This window comes from Marinihelvus fidelis, assembly GCF_008725655.1.
Classification (GTDB): domain Bacteria; phylum Pseudomonadota; class Gammaproteobacteria; order Xanthomonadales; family SZUA-36; genus Marinihelvus; species Marinihelvus fidelis.
Map to the genome: position 1 here is coordinate 61928 of NZ_VYXP01000007.1, position 22305 is coordinate 84232.

15 protein-coding genes are annotated in these 22305 nt (G+C 64.8%); 9 read left to right on the forward strand and 6 right to left on the reverse strand.

Features of this window, described 5'->3' with window-relative positions; translation table 11 throughout:
• Positions 1 to 20 precede the first annotated feature (20 nt).
• On the reverse strand, positions 21 to 2492 hold the full coding sequence (locus tag F3N42_RS12185; protein WP_150864758.1) for a GH36-type glycosyl hydrolase domain-containing protein: 2472 nt from the start codon (positions 2490 to 2492) through the stop codon (positions 21 to 23).
• Between the two features lie 4 nt (positions 2493 to 2496).
• Entirely contained in the window at positions 2497 to 4371 is a 1875-nt protein-coding gene (locus F3N42_RS12190; protein WP_150864759.1) for a sodium:solute symporter family protein, read from the reverse strand.
• Positions 4372 to 4612: 241 nt separating this feature from the next.
• Here F3N42_RS12190 and F3N42_RS12195 point away from each other — a divergent pair, with 241 nt between their 5' ends.
• Positions 4613 to 5626 (forward strand): LacI family DNA-binding transcriptional regulator, encoded by a 1014-nt coding sequence (locus F3N42_RS12195; protein ID WP_150864760.1) that lies wholly within the window; start codon positions 4613 to 4615, stop codon positions 5624 to 5626.
• Positions 5627 to 5633: 7 nt separating this feature from the next.
• On the opposite strand, the gene F3N42_RS12200 is transcribed toward F3N42_RS12195, so the two are convergent.
• The 4 genes from F3N42_RS12200 to F3N42_RS12210 form a co-directional block, all read right to left on the reverse strand.
• Entirely contained in the window at positions 5634 to 6755 is a 1122-nt protein-coding gene (locus tag F3N42_RS12200; RefSeq protein WP_150864761.1) for a M14 family metallopeptidase, read from the reverse strand.
• Between the two features lie 83 nt (positions 6756 to 6838).
• On the reverse strand, positions 6839 to 9058 hold the full coding sequence (locus F3N42_RS12205; protein WP_191621390.1) for a TonB-dependent receptor: 2220 nt from the start codon (positions 9056 to 9058) through the stop codon (positions 6839 to 6841).
• Between the two features lie 58 nt (positions 9059 to 9116).
• A complete protein-coding gene (locus F3N42_RS15640) occupies positions 9117 to 9413 on the reverse strand; it encodes a hypothetical protein (protein WP_191621391.1) in 297 nt (98 codons plus the stop codon).
• Positions 9410 to 10411 (reverse strand): LacI family DNA-binding transcriptional regulator, encoded by a 1002-nt coding sequence (locus tag F3N42_RS12210; RefSeq protein ID WP_224784900.1) that lies wholly within the window; start codon positions 10409 to 10411, stop codon positions 9410 to 9412. Before F3N42_RS12210 ends, F3N42_RS15640 begins: the two co-directional genes overlap by 4 nt.
• A 206-nt stretch (positions 10412 to 10617) precedes the next feature.
• On the opposite strand from F3N42_RS12210, the gene zwf reads away from it, so the two are divergent.
• From zwf to glgB, 8 genes are read left to right on the forward strand one after another with little or no spacing between them, the layout of a single operon-like run.
• Positions 10618 to 12090, forward strand: a complete 1473-nt coding sequence (gene zwf, locus F3N42_RS12215; RefSeq protein ID WP_150864764.1) for a glucose-6-phosphate dehydrogenase — start codon at positions 10618 to 10620, stop codon at positions 12088 to 12090.
• 3 nt (positions 12091 to 12093) lie between these two features.
• Entirely contained in the window at positions 12094 to 12792 is a 699-nt protein-coding gene (pgl, locus tag F3N42_RS12220; protein WP_150864765.1) for a 6-phosphogluconolactonase, read from the forward strand.
• Between the two features lie 20 nt (positions 12793 to 12812).
• Positions 12813 to 14630 (forward strand): phosphogluconate dehydratase, encoded by a 1818-nt coding sequence (gene edd / locus F3N42_RS12225; RefSeq protein ID WP_150864766.1) that lies wholly within the window; start codon positions 12813 to 12815, stop codon positions 14628 to 14630.
• 3 nt (positions 14631 to 14633) lie between these two features.
• Positions 14634 to 15626, forward strand: coding sequence for a glucokinase (gene glk / locus F3N42_RS12230; protein ID WP_150864767.1), 993 nt, complete (start codon positions 14634 to 14636; stop codon positions 15624 to 15626).
• The gene (malQ, locus tag F3N42_RS12235) at positions 15623 to 17185 is read left to right on the forward strand and encodes a 4-alpha-glucanotransferase (RefSeq protein WP_224784902.1); all 1563 of its coding nucleotides are present in this window, start codon (positions 15623 to 15625) and stop codon (positions 17183 to 17185) included. Before glk ends, malQ begins: the two co-directional genes overlap by 4 nt.
• A gap of 33 nt (positions 17186 to 17218) precedes the next feature.
• Positions 17219 to 18499, forward strand: coding sequence for a glucose-1-phosphate adenylyltransferase (glgC, locus tag F3N42_RS12240; protein ID WP_150864768.1), 1281 nt, complete (start codon positions 17219 to 17221; stop codon positions 18497 to 18499).
• Between the two features lie 12 nt (positions 18500 to 18511).
• A complete protein-coding gene (locus F3N42_RS12245; protein WP_150864769.1) occupies positions 18512 to 20041 on the forward strand; it encodes a glycogen synthase in 1530 nt (509 codons plus the stop codon).
• Positions 20034 to 22253, forward strand: a complete 2220-nt coding sequence (gene glgB / locus F3N42_RS12250; RefSeq protein WP_150864770.1) for a 1,4-alpha-glucan branching protein GlgB — start codon at positions 20034 to 20036, stop codon at positions 22251 to 22253. Before F3N42_RS12245 ends, glgB begins: the two co-directional genes overlap by 8 nt.
• Positions 22254 to 22305: the final 52 nt, after the last annotated feature.

A 22305-nucleotide genomic window follows, 5' to 3' on the forward strand; every position in this document is an offset into this window, starting at 1 on the left:
CTCTGCCGGGGCCATTGACCTTACGCCTGGCCCATCACCACCTCGACTACGCACCGGCTCCCGGGCGCCGCCAGTGGCAGCGTGGTTCCGGTCACGGGCCTTCCGTCGACGCTGGTCGATGCGATGCCGCGTGACACCCTGTCAGGGTTGCGCACGCGAATGTCGTAGGTCGCGTCACGGTAACGGCGCGTCACCTCGAAGCCGTCCCAGTCTGCGGGGATGCAGGGGTCGATGCACAGCCCGTCATAGTCCGGGCGGATGCCCAGGATATGCTCGGTGATGGCGTGCCAGTTCCAGGCCGCCGTTCCGGTGAGCCAGGAGTTCTTGGCTTCGCCGGGCAGGAAGGCTTCCTTGCCGGCCACCATCTGCGCGTAGACGTACGGCTCAATCTTGCGCAGGGCGACGTGGTCCTGGAACGCCGGCGCGATGCGGCGCCAGTAGTCGAAGGCGCGGTCGCCACGACCCAGCACGGTCTCGGCGATTACAATCCACGGGTTGTTGTGGCAGAAGATGCCGCCGTTTTCCTTGTAGCCCTGGGGATAGGTACTGATTTCCCCCAGCTCCAGGTGGTAGCGCGTGTAGGCTGGCGCGTTCAGCACGATGCCGTACTCGCACGCCAGGCGTTCCTCGACCGACGCCATTGCGGTTTCCGCCCGGCTGTCGTCCTGGCCCAGGCCGGCCATGACACAGAACCCCTGCGGTTCAATAAAGATCTGGCTGCCGTCGCTGTCTTTCGACCCGACCGCATCGCCATTGGCGTCGTAGGCGCGCAACCACCATTCGCCGTCCCAGCCATGATCGGCAATGGCGGTGCGCATGTCGGCCACGTGGCCTTCCGCGCGGCATGCCTCGGCCTCGTCACCCAGTCGCCTGCACAGGTCGGCGTAGTCGCCGCCGTAAAGTACGAACTGCGCGGCGATGAACATCGACTCGGCCACCTGGCCCTCGCCGGTCCCGGTGGTCTGGAAGGTCTGGTCCGGGTTGGTGGAAAAGCAGTTCAGGTTCAGGCAGTCGTTCCAGTCGGCGCGGCCGATCAGCGGCAGGCCGTGCGGTCCGCGCTTGCGTACGACATGGTCGAAAGACGCCTTCAGGTGCGCCAGCAGCGGCGCCGTGCGGGTCTCGTCGTTTTCCCAGGGCACCGCCTCGTCCAGGATCGAGACATCACCGGTCTCGCGGATGTAGGCCGTGGTCGACAGCACCAGCCACAGCGGGTCGTCATTGAAGTTGCCGCCGATGGCCGCGTTACCGCGCTTGGTCAGCGGCTGGTACTGGTGATAGACGGAGCCGTCCTCAAACTGGGTAGCGGCGATGTCGAGAATGCGTTCGCGGGCGCGGTCCGGGGCCAGGTGTACCGAACCCAGCAGGTCCTGGTTGGAGTCGCGGAAGCCCATGCCGCGGCCTAGGCCCGCCTCGAAGAACGAGGCGCTGCGTGAAAGGTTGAAAGTCACCATGCACTGGTAGGCATTCCATGTGTTGACCATGCGGTCGAGTCGCGGCTCATGCGACTTCACCTGGAACCGCGACAGCAGATCGTCCCAGTAAGCCGCCAGCCGGCCGAGCGCGGCGTCTGCCTTGTCGGTGGTGTCGTAGCGGGCAATCAATGCCTCGGCCGCGGTGCGGTTCAGGTTGCCATCGGCATCGAACTTGTCGTTGTCGGGCATTTCCACATAGCCAAGCTGGAACACCAGTTCCCGGGTTTCACCGGCGGCCAGTTCCAGGTCGAAACGGTGCGAGGCAACCGGCGACCATCCGTGTGCGACGCTGTCGCCGGACGTGCCGGCGGCGACCTGGTCAGGCCGGTCGAAGCCGTTGTAGGGGCCCAGGAAGGTGTCGCGGTCGGTGTCGAAGCCGTCGATTTCGGCATTGACGGTATAGAAAGCAAAATGATCACGGCGTTCGCGGTATTCGGTCTTGTGATAGACCGTCCCGCCATGCACTTCCACCTCGCCAACCGAGAAGTTGCGCTGGAAGTTGCTCATGTCATCCTCGGCGTTCCAGAGACACCATTCGACGAACGAGTAGAGCTGTAGCGAACGTGCCTGGCCGGAGCGGTTCTCCACCGTTACGCGTTGCACTTCCACGTGATCGCCAGGCGGCACGAAGAACAGCACGCTGACCCGCACGCCATCTTTCTCGCCCGTGATCTGCGTGTATCCCATGCCGTGGCGGCATTCGTAGTGGTCCAATGGTGTGCGGCAGGGCTTCCAGCCGGGCGACCAGGTGGTGTCGCCGTCGCGGATGTAGAAATAACGCCCGCCATCGTCGACCGGCACGTTGTTGTAGCGGTAACGGGTCAGGCGGCGGAACTTGGCGTCGCGGTAAAAGGCATAACCGCCGGCCGTATTCGAGATCAACGAGAAAAACACCTCGCTGCCCAGGTAGTTGATCCACGGGTACGGCGTGTCAGGACGGGTGATGACATACTCACGACGTTCATCGTCGAAATGCCCGAACTCGGTTTCGGCGCTGGCCGGTTTCAGTGCGGCAACCATGGGCTCAGGCCTCCGTCGCATCGGCCGTCCGCTCGAGGCGGTCGTACCAGGTCTTTTTCAGGATCACCGCGGCCACGCCAAACACCACCAGCGTGGTCACCAGCGAACCGCCTTCGCGGATCACCAGGAAGATGGGTGCCGCGACCAGGCAGGTCTGCGCGATGATGCCGACCACGACATTGAACATGTCGCGCTTGAAGTCGGGGTTGCGCTGGAACGTCGGGTCCTCGGCCACGACCTTGTCGTGCACCGGGCCCCACAGGCCCCAGGGCCGGACCTGGCGGTAGAACGCCTTCAGCAGTTCGTCGTCTTCGGGTGGGGTCATCGCCGTGGCAACCACGCAGACGATGCCGGAGACCAGGAACAGCAACGGGAACAGGTACAACGGCAGGATGTCCGGCGCCACGCCCGTGAACATCGGCCCCAGCAGCGGCGGGAACAGCAACGCACCGATAATGCCGGAGAGCATGCCCCAGAAATAGCCGATGCCGTTCAGTCGCCACCAGTACCATTTCAGCACGTTGGCCACCGCGTAGCCCCCAAACAGCCCGGACACCAGCCACTGCAGCACGCTGTTGATTGATTCCACGAACAGGCCGATCAGCGTGCTGATGATCACCACCAGTACCGACACCAGGTAGCTGGCACGAATCAGCGCCTTGTTGCTGGCCTGCGGGTTGATGTAGCGGTGGTAGATGTCGTTGACGATGTAAGCCGGCGCCGCGTTCACGGTGCTGGCGAAGGTCGACATGAAGGCCGCCAGCAGCCCAGCCAGCAACAGGCCCAGGATACCCGCCGGCGCGAACTGCAGCATCGCCGAGGGCAGGATGTTTTCGAAATCGATCTTGCCGCCCGACATCAGGTCCAGCTGCTGGTAGTAGACGATGGCCAGCACCGCGAAACCGGCGATCATCAGGTAACGGATCGGGTTCAGGGCGATCGACACGAAGCCGCTCATCAGCGCGGCCTCGCGCGGCGAGCGCGTGGCCAGGATCTTCTGCATGTCATAGTTGGGCGCGGGGCCGGCCAGCGAAGACAGCACGCCCTTGAACAGCATCATCATGAAGAAGATCGAGAACAGCGTGTAGCCGTCGGACACGATCTTGTCGTTGACCTCGGCGATCTTTGCGCCCCAGTCGAGGTCGAGCGTCCAGCCGAAGAACGGGTTGGCCCAGCCCTCCGGCGTGGCCGCGTGCAGCGCCTCCGGCGTGACGTTCATCATGGCGATGGTGGCAATGATGACGGCCGATATTGCCATGATGGTGAACTGCACCACGTCCGCCCAGACAATGCTGAGCATGCCGCCCAGCATGACGTAGAAGGTGGCGAAACTGGTAAAGAAGACACCGTACAGGTGCGGTACGTACTCAGGCGGAACGTCGAACGGCACGTAGGGCGCGACGGTCTCCCAGGGGATGAAGATCTCGATGAACTTGCCCACGCCGATGAAGCCATAGGCCAGGAAGCCCAGCACCGAGATCACCGCGAACAGCACCACCACCATGTGCGCCAGGCGGCCGCCGGTGTTGTCACCGAAGCGGGTCTGGATCCACTGTGCGCCGGTAATCACATTGGACCGGCGCAGCCAGCAGGACAGGAACGCGGCCAGGAATACCTGGTTGAACACCGGCCACAGCCAGGGAATCCAGATGCTCTTCATACCGTAAACGAAACACAGCGTGACCAGCCACATGGTGCCGGAGATGTCGAACATGCCGGAGGCATTGGACAGGCTGAGCATGTACCAGGGCAGGCGCTTGCCGCCCTGGTAGTAGGCCTTCATGTCCTGGGCGGCGCGGCGCTTCAGGTACAGGCCGATAAAGATCGTGAAGGCGAGATACGCCCCGATGATGGTCAGGTCGATGGCTTGTAGTTGCATGTTGTTTTCACCGGCCTCTTGAGCATGGAGGCCTTTTCGTTATTGGACAGTCGCAGGGCGCTGTTTTGGCGCATGTTAAACGTTTCACAACGGCACGGTCAACCAACGAGTTAAACGTTTAACGTGCAGTTAACACCGACTTGACGGTGGGTCTGGATGATGTGATCTGTCAAAGGGTCAATCGTTTTACATGCATGTGACATGCCCCTAAAATTGGCCTGATAACAAGGAAGCTGGGCAAATGGCCAAAGTCGGTCTCAAAGACATCGCCGCGCAGACGGGGTATTCCATCGCCACCGTCTCGCACGCACTGCGTAACCCGGACCGGGTCGCGGACGCTACCCGGAAAAAGGTCATCGCAGCCGCCGAGGCGGTGGGCTATACCCCCAACAACCTGGCGGTCAGCCTGCGCACGGCGCGCTCGGGCAATATCGTGGTGATCATTCCGGATATCGCCGACAGCCATAACTCGAACATCATCAAGGCCATCGAGAAGGTCGCCCGGGCCAGGGGATATTCGGTGCTGTTGGGTGATACGCAGGGGTCGGAAGCCCGTGAGCGTGAGTTCGCGCGCATGACCCAGACCCGGCAGGCCGATGGCGTCATCCTGATGTCGCACCGGTTACCGTTCGACAGGAAGCCGGGGCTGCCCATCGACAAGTTGCCGCCCATCGTCAATGGTTGTGAATACGCTGGCCATGATGACCTGCCACGGGTGTACATCGACGATTACCAGGCCGCGATCGATGCCACCAACCACCTGCTCGATTACGGCCATCGGCGCATCGCGCTGATCAGTGGTGATGTCGAAACCCACAGCACCCGGGAGCGCCTGCGTGGCTTTGATGATGCGATGGCTGCCGCCGGGGTCGAGGTGGACAGGAGCCTGCAGGTGCGCGCCGGTTACACGCTGGAGGAAGGCATTGCCGGTGCCACGCGCCTGATGCGCCACCGCGAGCCGCCGACGGCCATTTTCTGCTTCAGTGACGAGATCGCCTTCGGCGCCATGTACGCGTTGCGGGACATGGGTCACTCGGTGCCCGACGACGTCTCCGTCATGGGTTTCGACAATATTCCCTTCGCGCGTTACATCACGCCGCCGTTGACGACGATTGCCCAGCCGACCGCGGAGATCGGCGCGACCTGCGCCGAGATCCTGCTGGATATTATCGATGGCAAGCGTCCGGAAACACCGCTGCGGATTCTTCCGCACGAACTGAAGGTTCGCGAGAGCACCCGCCGTATCAGCGGCTGAGCAGCGCTCAGTCGTCCAGCGTCTGCCAGATAGCATCCAGGCAGGATGCGCCCAGGCGCTGGCAGCGTCCCGGCGACCAGCCGATTTCCGGCACCGGGTGGTTGGCGGCATCTTTGAACGGCATCTCCAGCGTCATGGCCAGGCAACCGAACGTCTCCGTCACGTAGTCGGTGGCCTTGCGCAGGTCGGACGAGGCCGGTGGGGAGACCGGGTAGCCATACGTGGTCTGGAAGTCGGGGGTGATGGCCGCCAGGCGGTTCTTGAACGCCTGAAACTGTTGGTTCATGGCTTCGGTCCATGACGGAACGCCTTCGCCGCCGGCCACAAAGTTGTAGGGCAGGGCCTCGTCGCCGTGTACGTCCATGAAGAAGTCGACGCCGGTCTCGTGCATGCGCCGGCGGGTGAAATACACCTCCGGTGAATGCGTTTCGTCCGGGTCTTTCCAGGCCCGGTTCAGGTTCACGCCGTGGGCGTTGCAGCGCAGGTGGCCGCGTACTGCGCCGTCCGGGTTCATGCTGGGAACAACATAGACAACGGCCCGCTCAAGCAGGGCCCGCGCGACGGCGTCTTCCGGGTCCAGGAGGCGGTTGACAAAGCCCTCCGCCCACCACTCGGCCATGCTTTCGCCGGGGTGCTGGCGGGCGATCACCCAGCACGACTTCTTGTTGGCGGCCGGCTCGCCGAAACGCAGCAGGGTCACCGCGTGACCATCGGGGGTGGGGCAGAGCACCTCGGCGCGGACACCCGGTGCGGCCTGCGCGCGGCCAATGAGACGCTGGTGCCTATCGTATGTGTAGGGTGCGAAATACGCGAACCAGGTGGTGTCCGTTTCCGGCGTGTGGCGCCAACTGAGCGCCGTGCCGTCAAACGCCGTGTCGATGCGAAACCAGTTCGACAGGTCGGTTGAAGCGACAACACGGTAGTTCTCAAACCCCGCCGGGTACGACATCTCGCCGGCGTTTTCGATGCTGATCGTGCAGGCCTCGCCACGCACGTCACTGAGCTGGAAGAAAAACCACTGGCCGTGTTCATCGCCTTCGTCCATGCGAATGCGCAGGCGAATGTCTGAAGGGTTTTCGGCCGACTGGACGTCGATATTGCCGCTGTCGAAATGCGCGTTGATATGCATGGTGTCACCGTAACGGGAAAATTAAGGGCGCGCCACGGACTTATGGTACGTGGCGCGCCCCGGGTGGCGATAGATTGCCTGGTCTAGAACGCGGCCTTCAGGCCGAAGATCCAGTTGCGCCCGATCTGCGGGGCCTGGTCCTTCAGGAACGACGCGCTGTTGCGCACATCCTCATCGAGCAGGTTGCGGCCCTGGACGTACACCACCGTTTGCATGCGATCGCCAAAAGGCAGCGCCCATGACAGTTCGGCGTTGAGCAGGTCGTATCCGGGGGTGATGGTCTCGTTCACCGCGGTACGGTTGTGCTCCGCGGCGCGGATCCAGTTCAGGCCGCCGGCCCAGGCGCCGTTGTCCCAGTCCACGCCCAGGCCGAAGCGCTGCGGCGGAATGCGGGGCACGGGGCCGCCGGTGTCCAGCGTGGCCTTGACGGCATCGTAGAAGCCGTACAGCTGCCAATGACCCGTGGAGTAGTCGCCGACATCCCAGCGGACCTCGACCTCGCCGCCGGTAAACTCGGCGTCCTGCTGTGACCACAGGAACTCGGGCAGGCCGTCGACTTCCTCGCCGGCATCGGCCAGGTAGATGAAGTCCTCGAAGTCGTCGTAGTACACGGTGATCATCGCCGTCAGGGGCCCTTCGTGCAGGCGCCATGACATCTCGTAATGCGTGTTGGTCTCCGTGCCCAGGTCCGGGTTGCCGACCTCGAATGCCTGGGTGGCGATATGCGGTCCGTTGGCGAACAGTTCCTCTGATGACGGCGCGCGCTCGGCATGGGCGAAATTGAAGGCCAGGTGGGTGGCCTCGGTCATATGCCAGATGGCGCCTACCGAGGCACTGAATGGCTGGAAGTCGCGGCTGGCCGGCTCCATGTGCTCATCATCGTGCTCTTCGTCGTGTTCCTCCTCATGCTCATGCTCGTGGTCATGGTCATGCTCAATAAGGAAGGAGTCGATCGAGGTGTCCTCGTAGCGCAGGCCCAGGTCCACGGTCCAGTCCTGGAACTCGGCGGTTTCGACCCAGAACAGCGCCGCGGAACGGGTCTCTGAAGGCGGCACGAAGGCTTCTTCGCCCACGGCTTCGAAGTCGTTGTCGGACCACTGGCCGCCGAACGTGCCAACCCAGTCGCCCCACCGCGAGTGCTCCAGTTCAAGGCGTGCGTTGGTGGTGTCGCTGTCGAACACGGTGCCCACTTCATCACCCTCGAACTCGGTGTGGGTGTAGCGCGTGATGTTGGTCTTCAGCGTAAACCGCGAGAAGCCGGAGAATGGGTCTGCCTTGGTCGCGATGGCATCGGCACGCTGGGATTCGAGGTGAATGGTGACATTCTCATCTTCGTGCTCGTCGTCGTGCTCTTCCTCGTGCTCGTGTTCATCCTCGTGGTGATGGCTGTGAGCACCGGGAATGCCGTACTGGCTGTCGTAATCGGTCCAGGACGCGCCAACGCGCCAGTCATTGTTGATCCAGGCTACGCCAACAGAGCCGCCTTCGTTGTCCAGGAAGCTGTTCTCGAGCACGCCGGTTGACGCTTCGTCGTGCTCGTCCTCGTGGTCTTCCTCGTGTTCGTGATGATCTTCTTCGTGATCTTCTTCGTGATCGTCGTGGTCGTCATCCGGGTAGAGGTCGGCGGCACCGGGGATCTCGTAGTCATCGGTTCGGCGGACGAAACCGTTCACGTGGAAGGCGAAATCGCCGACGCCGAAATCCAGGCGGCCGGCACCGAAGCGCTGGTCCGCGGCGCTGTCACCCTGGACCAGCACCCGGCCGTTGACGCCGTCCTCCGGCATCTCTACCGGGATGGTGTTGGTGACCATGTTGACGACGCCACCAATGGCGCCGGAGCCGTACAGCAGCGTGGTGGGGCCGCGAAGCACCTCGACCTGGTCGGCCAGGAACGGCTCGGTGGGAACCGCGTGGTCCTGGCTCACGGCCGAGGCGTCAAAACTGGTCATGCCGTCGTTCAGGACGCCGACACGGCCGCCCTGCAGGCCGCGAATCACGGGCCGGCCGACGTTCTCGCCAAAGCTGGCGTTGGACAGGCCGGGCAGGTTGCCCAGGGTATCGCCGATGTTGTTGTTGACGACGTCGGCCAGGGCCTCGCCGCGCAGAACGGTGGCGGATTGTGAAAGCTCCAGCGCCTCGCGGGGGATGGCGGTGGCGGTGACGTGCACTTCCTCGAGCACATCATGTTCGTGTTCATCGCCGTGAATTCGGTCATCGGCGGGGTCCTGCGCGGCCACGGCGGCAACGTGCAGGCTTGCGGCAGCCGCCAGGCTGCGCAGGCAAAAGTGGTACTTCGGGTGCATTTTAGTAACTCCATTGATTCCTGTACGCCGACACCTCTGGCCGGCAATTAAGTTGGGATCAATAGATTGCGGGCGGGCCCCTGGCGGTGGCGCGCCGGGCTTCGGCGCTGGCCAGGCTGTCCGCGTGGCGGACGTATGCGGGCTGCAATGTGCCGGCGTTGACCGGCGGGTGAGCATGGTCGATGGCGCCATGCTGAAGGTCGCTGCCGATAGAGCAGGCCACGCAGGGCGTGTGGTCAATGCCCGGCGCGTGTTCAACCTGGTGGGCCAGCAGCCCGGTTTGCGCACACAGCAGAACCGCCAGCAGTATCGACTGCCAGACGCTCCGAAAACGATCTGTGCGGACTTTTCTCACGACTTTATTTTATCGCTTCCGCAGGACTTGCGCACGATCAGTTGTGGCGGCAGCTGGCGTGAGTCGCCCTTACCGCCGGCAATGCGGGTCAACAGCAGGTCGACCAGGGCGCCGGCCGCGGCGCGCGGATCCTGGCGGATGGTCGTCAGCGCGGGCGTGATGCAGGACGCGGCGTGAATGTCGTCGTAGCCAACCACCGAAACATCGCCGGGCACCGAAAGCCCGGCTTCGTGCAGGGCGGCAATGGCGCCGATGGCGATCAGGTCGCTGGCGGCGAAAATGGCATCGAACTGGGTGCCGGAAGCCAGTAGTTGCTCGACGGCCTGCACCCCCAGCGACTCTTTACCGCGCGCGTCGAACTGCAAAGCGGGGTCGATGTCGATGCCCTCGGCGTTCAGGGCATCCGTATAACCGTCGTAGCGGTCGCGAAACTCCGGGCAGCGCTCGTCCATTTCGCCGAAGAAAGCGATCCGGCGGCGGCCGAGCGAGAGCAGGTGCCGCGTGGCGATTTCGCCGCCCAGGCGGTTTTCACAGCCGACTGATCGACCATCCAGCCCGGGCGCGCTGGCGCCCCAGACGACAAAGTGGGCGTCGTCGCGTCGCAGCCGTTCCAGCTTGTCGTCGAACGACACGAAATCGCCATAGCCCAGCAGGATAATGCCATCGGCGCGGTTGCTGATTTCGTAGTGCTGGTGCCAGTTCTCGCTCAGCTGCTGGAACGCCACCAGGACATCGTAGTCACGGCGCGCGGCAGAGCGGGTGATGTGGCCCAGCATGGAAAGGAAGTACGGGTTGACCGAGGCGTCGCCGATGGTGTCGTCCTCGAACAGCAGAACCGCCAGGGTGCGGGTCTGGCCCGAGCGCAGGCCCGCGGCGCTGCGGTCGACGTGATAGTTCAGGTCGCGCGCGATCTGTTTGACCTTTTCACGTGTCGCCTCGCTCACGAGCGGGCTGTCACGCAAGGCGCGCGACACCGTGGCCTGGGATACCCCGGCCATCAACGCGATATGAAATGAAGTGGTCTTGCCTGAACCCAAGGTGTTGCTGCCTGCTGCCGCCAAGCGCCGCGGCGAGTGGTCAATACAGGATGATAACATCCGGGGGCGCAAGGCTGAATACGAATACAAACCGTTGCGCCACTGCCGGTGCACGCATAGCCTTCATCGGACATGCCAAGCCCGTTCGCGGGCGGAGAATCAAAAACATGGCCAAGTTTGTACCGGTCGACCTGTTCGACCTCGTTATTTTCGGTGGCGGTGGTGACCTGTCGCTGCGAAAACTCCTGCCCGCGCTCTACCATCGCGACCACGATGGCCAGCTGCCGCCTTCATCGCGAATCATCGCGACGGGCCGCAGCGAGATGACGCGCGAGGCCTATCTCGAAGAAGTCGAGGCGGCGCTGCGCAAGCACCTGGACGATCACGAATTCACCGAGGCTCAATGGGAGACCTTCGCCGAGCGGCTGCACTATGTCCGCTCCGATGCCCTGGATGCCAGTTCCTGGGGTGACCTGAATGCGCTGCTGGAAGGATTCGATGATCGGACCCGGGTGTTCTACCTGGCGACGTCGCCTTCGCTGTTCGGGTCCATCGCCAGCGGCCTCAACAGCAATGGCCTGATCAGCAAGGATGTGCGCATCGTGCTGGAGAAGCCGGTCGGCAAGGACCACGCCTCGGCGCGCGAGATCAACGACCAGGTGGGCGAATTCTTCCCGGAAGACGTGATCTACCGCATCGACCACTACCTGGGCAAGGAGACGGTCCAGAACCTGCTGGCCCTGCGCTTCGCCAATTCCCTGTTCGAGCCGCTGTGGAACCGCGGTAACGTCGACCATGTGCAGATCACGGTCGCCGAGGACCTGGGGGTAGGGCAGCGTATCGAGTTCTATGACCAGGTGGGCACGCTGCGCGACATGGTTCAGAACCACCTGATGCAATTGCTCTGCCTGGTGGCGATGGAGCCGCCGGCCAACCGTGACCACGACGCCGTGCGCGACGAGAAGATGAAGGTGCTGCGCGCCCTCAAGCCCATCGACGCCGCTTCCGTGCGCAGCCACTCCGTACGCGGCCAGTACCAGTCCGGTGCCATTGGCGGTGAACCGGTGAAGGGTTACCTGGAAGAGCTCGGCAACGATGACAGCACCACCGAGACCTTCGTGGCGCTGAAGGTCGAGATCGATAACTGGCGCTGGTCCGGGGTGCCGTTCTACCTGCGCAGCGGCAAGCGATTGAAGAGCAAGTACTCGGAAATCGTGGTCGAGTTCCAGCAGGTGCCGCATTCCATCTTCCCGGAGTCCAGCTACCACGTCGCGCCCAATCGCCTGGTGCTGCGCCTGCAGCCGGATGAAGGCGTGAACCTGACGCTGATGTCGAAGGAGCCGGGCCCCGGTGGCTTCGACCTGCGCCCGGTATCGCTGAACCTGAGCTTCGAGGAGACCTTCGGGGTGCGCTACCCCGACGCCTACGAGCGTCTGCTGATGGAAGTCATCCGCGGCAATCCGGCGCTGTTCATGCGCCGCGACGAGGTCGAGGCCGCGTGGCAGTGGATCGACAGCATCATCGCGGGCTGGGACGTGGCCTCGCAGCCAGTGGAAGAGTACCCAGGGGGCACCTGGGGGCCGACGGCCGCCTCGTTGCTGCTGGACCGCGACGGACGGACCTGGGGCAAGCTGGACTGACCCATGACCAGCGCACCTGAATTGATCGCCTGTGAAGATCGCGCGGAAGCCTCCAGGGTCGCGGCCGACCTGCTGGGCGGCGCCATCGCAGCGCGCCTGAAGACCATGACATCCACCAGCCTGGTGGTCAGCGGTGGCACCACGCCGGGTGACTGTTTCGACCTGCTGGCCTGCCGGCCGCTCGACTGGGGGCGCGTGACTGTGTTGCCCAGTGACGAGCGCTGGGTGCCGGCATCCAGCCCGGACAGCAACGAGGCACTGGTGCGCTCGCGCCTGTTGCGCGCCCGCGCGGCGAATGGCCAGTTCCTGCCGCTGTTCCGCGAGGGTATTGAGCCGGAAGCCGCGCCGCCTGTGGTCGCCGCCGATATCGCCGCGCTGCCACCGCCGCATGCCGCCGTATTGCTGGGCATGGGGGCGGACGGCCATTTCGCGTCACTTTTTCCTGATTTTGATGGGCTGGAAGCGGCCCTGGACACGTCCGCGGCCCCGGGTTGCGTGGCGGTTCGCACCGACGGCAGTCCGCATCCGCGGATCAGCCTGGACCTGCCCGCCCTGTTGCTGACCGACACCCTGGTGTTGCTGTTTTTCGGCGATGAGAAGCGAGCCGTCTACAACCAGGCCCTGGCGGGCGAGGGCGGGTACCCGGTGCAGGCGCTGCTGGCCCAGCGCCAGGTGCCGGTGCAGGCCGTCTGGGCGCCATAAGTACAGCCGAGGTTTTGAATATGCATGCCACCCTGAAAAATGTCACCGAGCGGATCATTGAGCGCAGCCGGCAGTCCCGAGCCGACTACCTGGCCCGTATCGACGCGGCCGCCGCCGAGGGGCCGGGTCGAGGGGTGCTGTCCTGCGGCAACCTGGCCCACGGCTTCGCGGCTTGTGGCGCCGGTGACAAGACAGCGCTGTCGGGTACGACGACACCGAACATTGCCATCGTGTCGTCATACAACGACATGCTCAGCGCGCACCAGCCGCTGGAGACGTTTCCGGCCCTGATCAAGCGTGCCGCCCACGAGGCCGGCGCCGTGGCCCAGTACGCCGGTGGCGTCCCGGCCATGTGCGACGGCGTGACCCAGGGGCAGCCCGGCATGGAGCTGTCGTTGTTCAGCCGTGACGTGATCGCCATGGCGACGGCCGTGGCGCTGTCGCACAACATGTTCGATGCCGCCATCTGCCTGGGTGTCTGCGACAAGATCGTTCCCGGGCTGGTGATCGGCGCGCTGGCCTTCGGCCACCTGCCGATGGTGTTCGCGCCGGCGGGGCCGATGCCCTCAGGGCTGCCGAACAAGGAGAAGGCCCGGGTCCGTGAAGAGTACGCGGCCGGCAAATGCGGCCGGGACGAGTTGCTGCGCGCGGAATCGGAGTCCTACCATTCTGCCGGCACCTGCACGTTCTATGGCACCGCCAACAGCAACCAGATGCTGATGGAGTTCATGGGCCTGCAGCTGCCGGGTGGCTCGTTCGTGAACCCCAACACCGCGCTGCGCGACGCGCTCACCGAAGAGGCGGTCCGCTCTGTGCTGAGAATTACCCGCAGTGGCGAGGCGTTCACGCCCATCGGCCACATCGTCGATGAGAAAGCCATCGTTAATGGCATCGTCGGCCTGCTGGCGACCGGCGGGTCGACTAACCACACCATTCACCTGATCGCCATGGCCGCGGCCGCGGGCGTCGTTATCGACTGGGATGATTTCGCTGAGCTGTCATCGGCTGTGCCGCTGCTGGCGCGGGTCTACCCGAACGGCAGCGCCGACGTGAACCATTTCCATGCCGCCGGCGGCCTGGGTTTCTGCATCGGTACGCTGCTGGAAGCCGGCCTTTTGCACGAGGACGTGACCACTATCCTGGGCGATGGCCTGTCACGGTTTTGCCAGGAACCGACGCTGGAGGACGGGGCCGTGGGGTGGAAGCCGGCGCAGGCGACATCGCTGGATACGAACATTCTCCGCCCCGCCGACGCGCCGTTTGATGACGAGGGCGGGATCCGCCTGGTCCAGGGCAACCTGGGTCGTTCGGTGGTGAAGATTTCGGCCGTGCCGCAGGAACAACGCGTGATCGAAGCCGCGGCGCGGGTGTTTCCGTCGCAGCAGGCTTTCGTCGACGCGTTCAATGCCGGCGAGTTCAAGACCGACATGGTCGCCGTCATTGCCGGCCAGGGCGCGTCCGCCAACGGCATGCCAGAGCTCCACAAGCTCACGCCGTTCCTGCGCGTGTTGCAGGACAGCGGCCTGAAAGTGGCGCTGCTGACCGATGGCCGCATGTCCGGTGCCAGCGGCCAGGTCCTGGCGGCCATCCACCTGACGCCGGATACCGTGCAGGGTGGCCTGATCGCCCGCGTACGTGATGGCGACACGGTGGTGATCGACGCCGATCGCGGCGTACTTGAGTTGCAGGTCGACGAGGCCACGCTGGCGAGCCGCGAGCCGATGGTCGTTGATCCCGCGCTCAATCGCCATGGCATGGGCCGGGAACTGTTCGAGGTCTTCCGTCGCAATGCCGGGGCGAGCGAGTCCGGCGCGTCCGTGTTTGGCCCGGTCGCCTGAGCGATGACGGACTGTCTGCTGGTCGGCGACCTGGGTGGGACCAACGCGCGCTTTGCGTTGGCCGACTCGACCCAGGCCGGGTTTAGCCACTGCCGGACGCTGGCCGCGGTGGATTTCGAAACGCCCATCGACGCGATGCAGGCCTATCTCGACGGCCTGGGTGACGCGCGCCCGGCCGGGGTCGTCATGGCGGTCGCCGGGCCCATCGTCGATGGCCGCGTCCGTTTCTCCAACAGTCACTGGTCGCTGGACGAAGCTTCGATTCGCGCCGCCTTTGACGGTGCCGCCGTCCGGCTGATGAACGATTTCGAGGCGATCGCCTGCTCCCTGCCCCTGTTGGGGCCGGATGATTACGAGGCGATCGGCCCGGTGAAATGCGCCCTCGAAGGCGCGAGCGACCTGACTGTCGGCGTGCTGGGCCCCGGTACCGGCCTGGGCGTCGCCAGCCTGGTGGTCCGTGACGGCAGGTCCTATCCGCTGGCGGGCGAGGGTGGACATGTCGGCTTCGCACCGGAATCGGCCGTGCAGATGGAGGTGCTGGCGTTTCTGCGGCAGCGTTTCGAGCGTGTCTCCATCGAGCGCTTGCTGTGCGGGCCCGGTATCGAGAACATTTACGATGCCATGCGTCATATCAACGGATTGTCGCCCCACCCCACCGACGCGGCCGAGGTGTTCACGAAGGCGCTGGAAAACCAGGACGAGAGCGCGTCCGAAACCGTGCAGATGTTCTTCGAGGTGCTCGGGCAGGCAGCGGGTGACCTGGCCATGACACTGGGCGCCGCGGGCGGAATCTTCATTGCCGGTGGCATCGTCAAGCGCTATCCCGAACTGCTCAAGTCCAGCAGTTTCCGCGCCGGCTTCGAGAACAAGGGCCGGCATCGCTCCCTGGTGGAGCGCATTCCCACGGCATTGCTGACGCACTCACAGCCCGGCCTGCTGGGTGCCAGCAACATGGCTCACCAGCTCGTTCCCATGCCCGGGGGCGCCGCCACTTGAGGCGCGACCCCGCCACGATTCCGAAGGGCATGACCCGCGGGCGGCGTGTCGCGGGCGTTGGTCTGCATATTTCCTCGCTGCCCTCCGCGCACGGCATCGGCGACATCGGTGATGCGGCCCGGGATGTCATTCCCGAGCTCGCCAGCATGGGTTTTGCCGTCTGGCAGGTGCTCCCCTGTGGGCCCACCGCTTACGGTGATTCCCCATACCAGCCGTTGTCCGCGTTCGCCGGCAACGAGATGTTGGTGGGGATGTCGCCGCTGGTTCGGGGCGGGTTGCTGGAGCAGGCCGAACTGGATGAACTGGAGGACCTGCCGGTTGCGCACGTGGAGTATGGCGAGCTGATTCCCAGGAAGCGGCGACTGCTCGACAGGGCGGCCGGGCGTTTCCACGATGTCGCCGACCGCCGCACCCGGGCCGACTACCAGGCTTTTCTCGCCCGCTCTGCAGCCTGGCTGGATGATTACGCGCTGTTCCGGATTCTGAAGACCATGCACGACGAGCGGCCCTGGGTTGAGTGGGCGTCATGCTACGCCCGCCGTGATGCCGCGGCGCTCGCGCAACTGCGCGACGACCACGCTGACGCCCTGGAGTCGGTGCGGATCACGCAATACTTTTTCGACCGCCAGTGGCGGGTCATGCGCCAGCGGGCGGCCCGCGCGGGCATCGCGCTGATGGGTGACCTGCCCATCTACATTGCCCTGGATAGCGCCGACGCGTGGGCGCGACCCGACCTGTTGCGCCTGGACGCCGAGGGGCGGCCAACCCACGTGGCCGGTGTGCCGCCAGACTATTTTTCCGCCGATGGCCAGCTCTGGGGCAACCCGCTGTACGACTGGGCGCGGCATGCCGAAGATGGTTTTGCCTGGTGGATCGAGCGCATGCGTCACACCATGGCAATGTGCGACCTGGTGAGGATCGACCATTTCCGTGGCTTCGAGGCTTACTGGTCGGTGCCGGGGGGTGATGACACGGCACGCAATGGCCAATGGGAGCCCGGGCCCGGGCAGGCGCTGTTCGACGCCATCAACGGCGCCCTGGGCGAGGTGCCCATTGTCGCCGAAGACCTGGGCGTGATCACGCCCGAGGTCGACGCGTTACGACAGTATTTCGGCATGCCGGGGATGAAGGTCCTGCAGTTCGAACTGGCCAACCCGGGGTTCGACCCTGCCACCCTGGCCGAGGACTGCGCGTGTTATACGGGCACCCATGACAACGACACCACCCGCGGCTGGTTCGACGGGACCGGCGCCGATACCCGCAGCGACGCGGAGCGCGAAGCGACGCGGGAAAATGCCTTGCGCCTGACCGAAGGACAGCCGGAAAAGATTTGCGACGACGTCTTCAGGCTGGCCCTGCATTCGGGCTGCCGGCTGGCCGTGGCGCCGATGCAGGACCTGCTGGGGCTGGGTAGCGATGCGCGCATGAATGTGCCGGGCAGGACCGGCGGTAACTGGCGCTGGCGACTTTCGCCGGGTGCCCTGACGGGCGACCGGCGCCTGGCAGTGCGCGCGATGATTCGCACTGCCGGTCGTGAATTGCCTGATTCGTTACACTGAGGGTCTTTCCACCCTGGGGAGGGGACAGTAACCATGAATGATCACGCCGCAGGAGAAAGTCGCTTTGTCAGCCGGCTCACACGCGACACCCTGGCGCTGGTCCTGGCCGGTGGCCAGGGATCTCGTCTGTATGAACTGACGCGTTGGCGCGCCAAGCCCGCCGTGTATTTTGGCGGCAAGCTGCGGATCATCGACTTTCCACTGTCAAACTGCATTAATTCCGGGGTGCGGCGCATGGGTGTGCTCACCCAGTACAAGGCGCACTCGCTGATCCGGCACCTGGTGCGTGGCTGGAGCGGGTTCCAGGCCAGCCGCCGCGAGTTTGTCGAGATCCTGCCGGCGTCACAGCGCGTGGGTGGCGAGTGGTACATGGGCACCGCCGACGCGGTCTACCAGAACCTGGACATCATCCGTACCCACAGCCCCGGCCTGGTGTTGATCCTGGCCGGCGACCATGTCTACAAGATGGACTACGGCCCGCTGCTGGCCTGGCACTCGGAGCAATCGGCCGACCTGACCGTGTGTTGTATCGAGGTGCCCATCGAGGAAGCCGCCGGCCAGTACGGCGTCATGACGGTCGACGGGAACAATCGCATCATTGATTTCAACGAGAAACCGGAGAGCCCGGCGCCGTTACCGGGCCGGCCGGGCTGGTGCCTGGCGTCGATGGGTAATTACGTGTTTAACACCAGCTTCCTGTACGAGCAGGTGATCCGGGATGCCGACACGCCTGATTCCACGCACGACTTCGGCCGCGACATCATTCCTTCCGTCATTGACCGCTACCGCGTCTACGCCTACCCGTTCCGCGACCCGGCGACCGGCGAACAGGGTTACTGGCGTGATGTGGGAACGCTGGATGCCTACTGGCAGGCCAACATGGAGCTGAACCACGTGGTGCCGCCGCTGGACCTGTACGAGAACGACTGGCCCATCTACACCAGCCAGCCGCAGTTGCCGCCCGCCAAGCTGGTGTTTGACGAGCCGAACCGCCGTGGCATGGCGACCGAGTCAATGCTGTCGGCCGGTACCGTCATTTCCGGGGGCACCGTGCGCCGCTCACAGCTGTTCTACAACAGCCGGGTGGAAGCGGGTGCCGAGGTGGAGCTTTCCGTGGTGCTGCCGGATTGCCGCATTGGTGCCGGGGCGAAGGTGCGCAATGCCATCGTCGACCGTGGCACTCAGATTCCGGACGGCATGGTCATCGGCCACAACCTGGACGACGACCGGAGCCGGGGCCTGCGGGTCACCGAGGGTGGGCGCACCCTGGTCACGCCGGACATGCTGGGCCAGCAACTTCACTACACACGCTAGGGCATCGGGCTGATGTCTGGCGGACCCTGGATGGTCGCTGCTGAAAACGGGGCGATCCCGGGCGGCAAGGTGGGTGGCGTCGCGGACGTCATCCGCGAGTTGCCACCGGCGCTGGCCCGCCTGGGCCTGCGGCCGCGCGTGATTACACCCGGCTACGGGCGCTTCCATGCACATCCCTCCGCCAGGCACCATGCCACGCTCGAAGTGCCGTTCGCCGGCACCACCGAAACGGCCGAGGTGTATCGTCTTGTTGACCTTGTGCCGTCAGTTGACACCTTCGTGATCGACCACCCGCGGCTGGCCCCACGGGATGATGGCCGCATCTACCACGATGACGAGCGCGAAGGGCCGTACGAGACTGATGCGGCCAAGTTCGCCTTCTTCAATGCCGCGGTGGCCGCCTGGCTGGATGTGACCCGTGAACCCCCGGCCGTGGTTCACCTGCACGACTGGCATGCGGGCCTGTTGCCGGCCTTTCGCAGTGTTGCGCCGGAAGGATCGGCGCTGGCCTCGACCCGCCTGGTGTTCACCATTCATAACCTGGCTTACCAGGGCGTACGCCCACTGGCGAATCATGAGTCGTCTTTCGATGCATGGTTCTACGAGCGGGGCATCGACCACGAACTGCTGCGCGACCCGGTGTACGACGACTGTGTGAATTTCATGGCCACGGCGATCCGGCTTTGCGATGGCCTGAACACCGTGTCACCCAGTTACGCGGCCGAGATTCTTCGCACCCCCGATCCGGCAGCCGGCTTCGGCGGCGGTGAGGGCTTGCAGGACCTGCTCCGTGAAGCCGATGACACCGGGCGGCTGCATGGCATCCTCAATGGCTGTGACTACCCCGCCCCGCAGCCCGCCGCAAACTGGGACGACGTGCTGGAAACTGTCGCCGAACAGGGCAGCCTGCTCGACTGGCCCGGTGGCGCGGCCCGATTGCGCGTCTGGCAGCGCTCACGACCGGAAACGGTCATGCTCAGCATCGGCCGGGTCGTGCGCCAGAAGTCGGCGCTGTTCCTGGCGCCGGTGCCGGGGCATCCCACGGCGCTCGACGCCATCCTGGCCGGTGCGGCCCGGCGCGGTGCCGGGCTGGTCACGCTGGGGAACGGTGAGCCGGCGCTGGAGGAGGGGCTGGTTGCAGTCGCGGGCCGGCACGACAATTTCCTGTTCCTGCGCGGATTCGCCGAGGCGTTGTCGGACCCGCTTTACACCCTGGCAGACCTGTTCCTGATGCCCAGCAGTTTCGAGCCCTGTGGCATCAGCCAGTTGCTGGCGCTGCGGGCCGGGCAACCGGTGGTCGCGCACGCGGTGGGTGGCCTGCGCGATACGATCGAGGACGGCGTCACGGGTTTCCTGTTTGACGGTGACTCGCCCGGTGCGCAGGCGGCGCAGTTCGTTGCGACGGTCGATGACGCCCTGGCCCTGATCGGTGAGCGGCCGGCGGACTTCGCCGGCATGCGCCGCCAGGCGGCCTCGCGCCGTTTCGACTGGGCGCGCTCCGCCCGCAGTTACATTGACCGGCTCTACGATGCAGATGTCTGACTGGCGCTCCCTGCCCCAACCCATGCTCGACGCGCTGGCGGCGGGCTGGTGTCATGACCCATTTGCCGTGCTGGGCCCGCACCGGGTCAGCGGAGGCCGGGTGGTGCGCGTGTTCCGTCCCGATGCCGAGGCCGTTGACCTTCTTGACCGCCATGGCGCCCGGGTCGGGCCGATGCGCCGGGTTCACGACGGCGGCGTGTTCGTGGCCGAACTGCCGCCCAGCGTTCGCAGCTACCGGCTGAAGATCGTTCACCCGGATGGCAGCTGGTCGGTGGTCGAGGATCCGTATCGATTCCCCTCGACGCTGGGCGAGCTCGATCTTTACCTGATTCGCGAGGGCGCCCACGAGGACCTGTATCGCAAACTGGGCGCCCAGCCCGCTACGCTCAAGGGCATGCGCGGCACCGTGTTTTCCGTGTGGGCGCCAAACGCCCGGCGGGTCAGCGTGGTGGGCAACTTCAATGGTTGGGACGGGCGCCGCAACATCATGCGCCTGCACCCCGGCAACGGTGTCTGGGAAATATTCCTGCCCGGGGTGGGCGAGGGCGAGCCCTACAAGTTCGAAATGCTGGGTCCCGACGGACGCCTGCTGCCGCTTAAAACCGACCCCATGGGCCAGCGTTTCGAGCCGCCGCCCGGCAATGCCGCGCTGACCTGGCGCTCGCGCTATCGCTGGCACGATGAAGAGTGGATGCGTGAGCGGCACGGACAGACCGGGCTCCACCAGCCCATGTCGGTTTACGAGGTGCACGCCGGCTCCTGGCGTCGTCACGAAGACGGCAGCTGGCTGGGCTGGCGCGAGATGGCCGAGGCGCTGGTGCGGTACGTCCGGAAGATGGGCTTTACCCATGTCGAGTTGCTGCCGGTGACCGAGCACCCGTTCGACGGCTCCTGGGGCTACCAGCCCACGGGCATGTACGCACCAACGCGGCGCTTCGGTGACCCGGACGATTTCCGCTACCTGGTCGATCGCCTGCACCGCGCGGGCATTGGCGTGCTGGTGGACTGGGTGCCGGCACACTTTCCCCGTGACGAGTTCGCGCTGGCGCGCTTTGACGGTACCGCCCTGTACGAGCACGAGGACCCGCGCCGCGGGGAACACGCCGACTGGGGCACGTTGATCTATAACTTCGGCCGCAGCGAGGTCATCAATTTCCTGGCCGCCAGCGCGCTGTACTGGATCCGCGAGTTTCATATTGATGGCCTGCGTGTCGACGCCGTGGCGTCCATGCTTTACCTCGACTACTCGCGCAAGGACGGCGAGTGGCTGCCCAATATTCACGGCAGCAACGAGAACCTGGAGGCTGTGGCCTTCCTGAAGGAACTGAACATCGCCATCCATCGCGTTGGCGGTACCGCACACGCGGAAGAGTCGACGGCCTGGCCGGGGGTGTCGAGGCCGGTGGAGATGAACGGCCTGGGCTTTACCTACAAGTGGAACATGGGCTGGATGAACGACACGCTCGCGTACATGCGCGAGGAGCCCGTGCACCGGAAGTACCACCACGACAAGATGACCTTCGGGATGGTCTACGCCTTCGACGAAAATTTCGTCTTGCCGCTGTCGCACGATGAAGTGGTGCACGGCAAGGGTTCGCTGCTGGGCAAAATGCCCGGCGACGACTGGCAGCGCTTCGCCAACCTGCGGGCCTATTACGGTTTCATGTTTGGCCATCCCGGCAAGAAGTTGCTGTTCATGGGTGGCGAGTTCGCGCAGTGGCGTGAGTGGGACCACGACCGGGCGCTGGACTGGGAACTGCTGGACCAGCCCAGGCACGCCGGGGTGCAGCGCTGCGTGCGCGACCTGAATCACCTGTACCGTGATGTTCCGGCCCTGCACCAGCGCGATTTCGAGGCCGGTGGGTTCGAATGGCTGGACTGGAATGACCGTGACGCCAGCGTGTTCAGCTGGCTGCGCTGGGATACCGAAGGGGGCTTCGTCATCTGCGTCAGTAACTTTACGCCGGTGATCCGGCGCGACTATCGCCTGGGGGTTCCCGTTGCGGGCGATTACAGGGTGTTGTTCAATAGTGACGGGGCTGATTACGGGGGCAGCGGTGTGGAGAACGCTGCGCTCATTTCATCAGAATCGCGTGGCGTGCTCGGCCGCGAAGATTCCATTGTCGTGACATTGCCGCCCCTGGCCACGGTTTACCTGGCCAGGGTCGCAGATCGTCATGAAGCGGGAGACTCGAATGCGAAGCAACAGTGACACGCAAACCCCGGCCGGCGGGCTGGAAATCCTGCCATCGGCGAGCCTGGAG

Bases quoted from the DNA above. Each gene is read 5' to 3' on its own strand.
- zwf (WP_150864764.1), top strand. From the start codon at position 10,618: ATGGCCAAGTTTGTACCGGTCGACCTGTTCGACCTCGTTATTTTCGGT.
- F3N42_RS12195 (WP_150864760.1), top strand. From the start codon at position 4,613: ATGGCCAAAGTCGGTCTCAAAGACATCGCCGCGCAGACGGGGTATTCC.
- edd (WP_150864766.1), top strand. From the start codon at position 12,813: ATGCATGCCACCCTGAAAAATGTCACCGAGCGGATCATTGAGCGCAGC.
- F3N42_RS12205 (WP_191621390.1), bottom strand. From the start codon at position 9,058: ATGCACCCGAAGTACCACTTTTGCCTGCGCAGCCTGGCGGCTGCCGCA.
- F3N42_RS12200 (WP_150864761.1), bottom strand. From the start codon at position 6,755: ATGCATATCAACGCGCATTTCGACAGCGGCAATATCGACGTCCAGTCG.
- pgl (WP_150864765.1), top strand. From the start codon at position 12,094: ATGACCAGCGCACCTGAATTGATCGCCTGTGAAGATCGCGCGGAAGCC.
- glgB (WP_150864770.1), top strand. From the start codon at position 20,034: ATGTCTGACTGGCGCTCCCTGCCCCAACCCATGCTCGACGCGCTGGCG.
- F3N42_RS12185 (WP_150864758.1), bottom strand. From the start codon at position 2,492: ATGGTTGCCGCACTGAAACCGGCCAGCGCCGAAACCGAGTTCGGGCAT.
- F3N42_RS12210 (WP_224784900.1), bottom strand. From the start codon at position 10,411: ATGGCCGGGGTATCCCAGGCCACGGTGTCGCGCGCCTTGCGTGACAGC.
- glgC (WP_150864768.1), top strand. From the start codon at position 17,219: ATGAATGATCACGCCGCAGGAGAAAGTCGCTTTGTCAGCCGGCTCACA.
- F3N42_RS12245 (WP_150864769.1), top strand. From the start codon at position 18,512: ATGTCTGGCGGACCCTGGATGGTCGCTGCTGAAAACGGGGCGATCCCG.
- F3N42_RS12190 (WP_150864759.1), bottom strand. From the start codon at position 4,371: ATGCAACTACAAGCCATCGACCTGACCATCATCGGGGCGTATCTCGCC.
- glk (WP_150864767.1), top strand. From the start codon at position 14,634: ATGACGGACTGTCTGCTGGTCGGCGACCTGGGTGGGACCAACGCGCGC.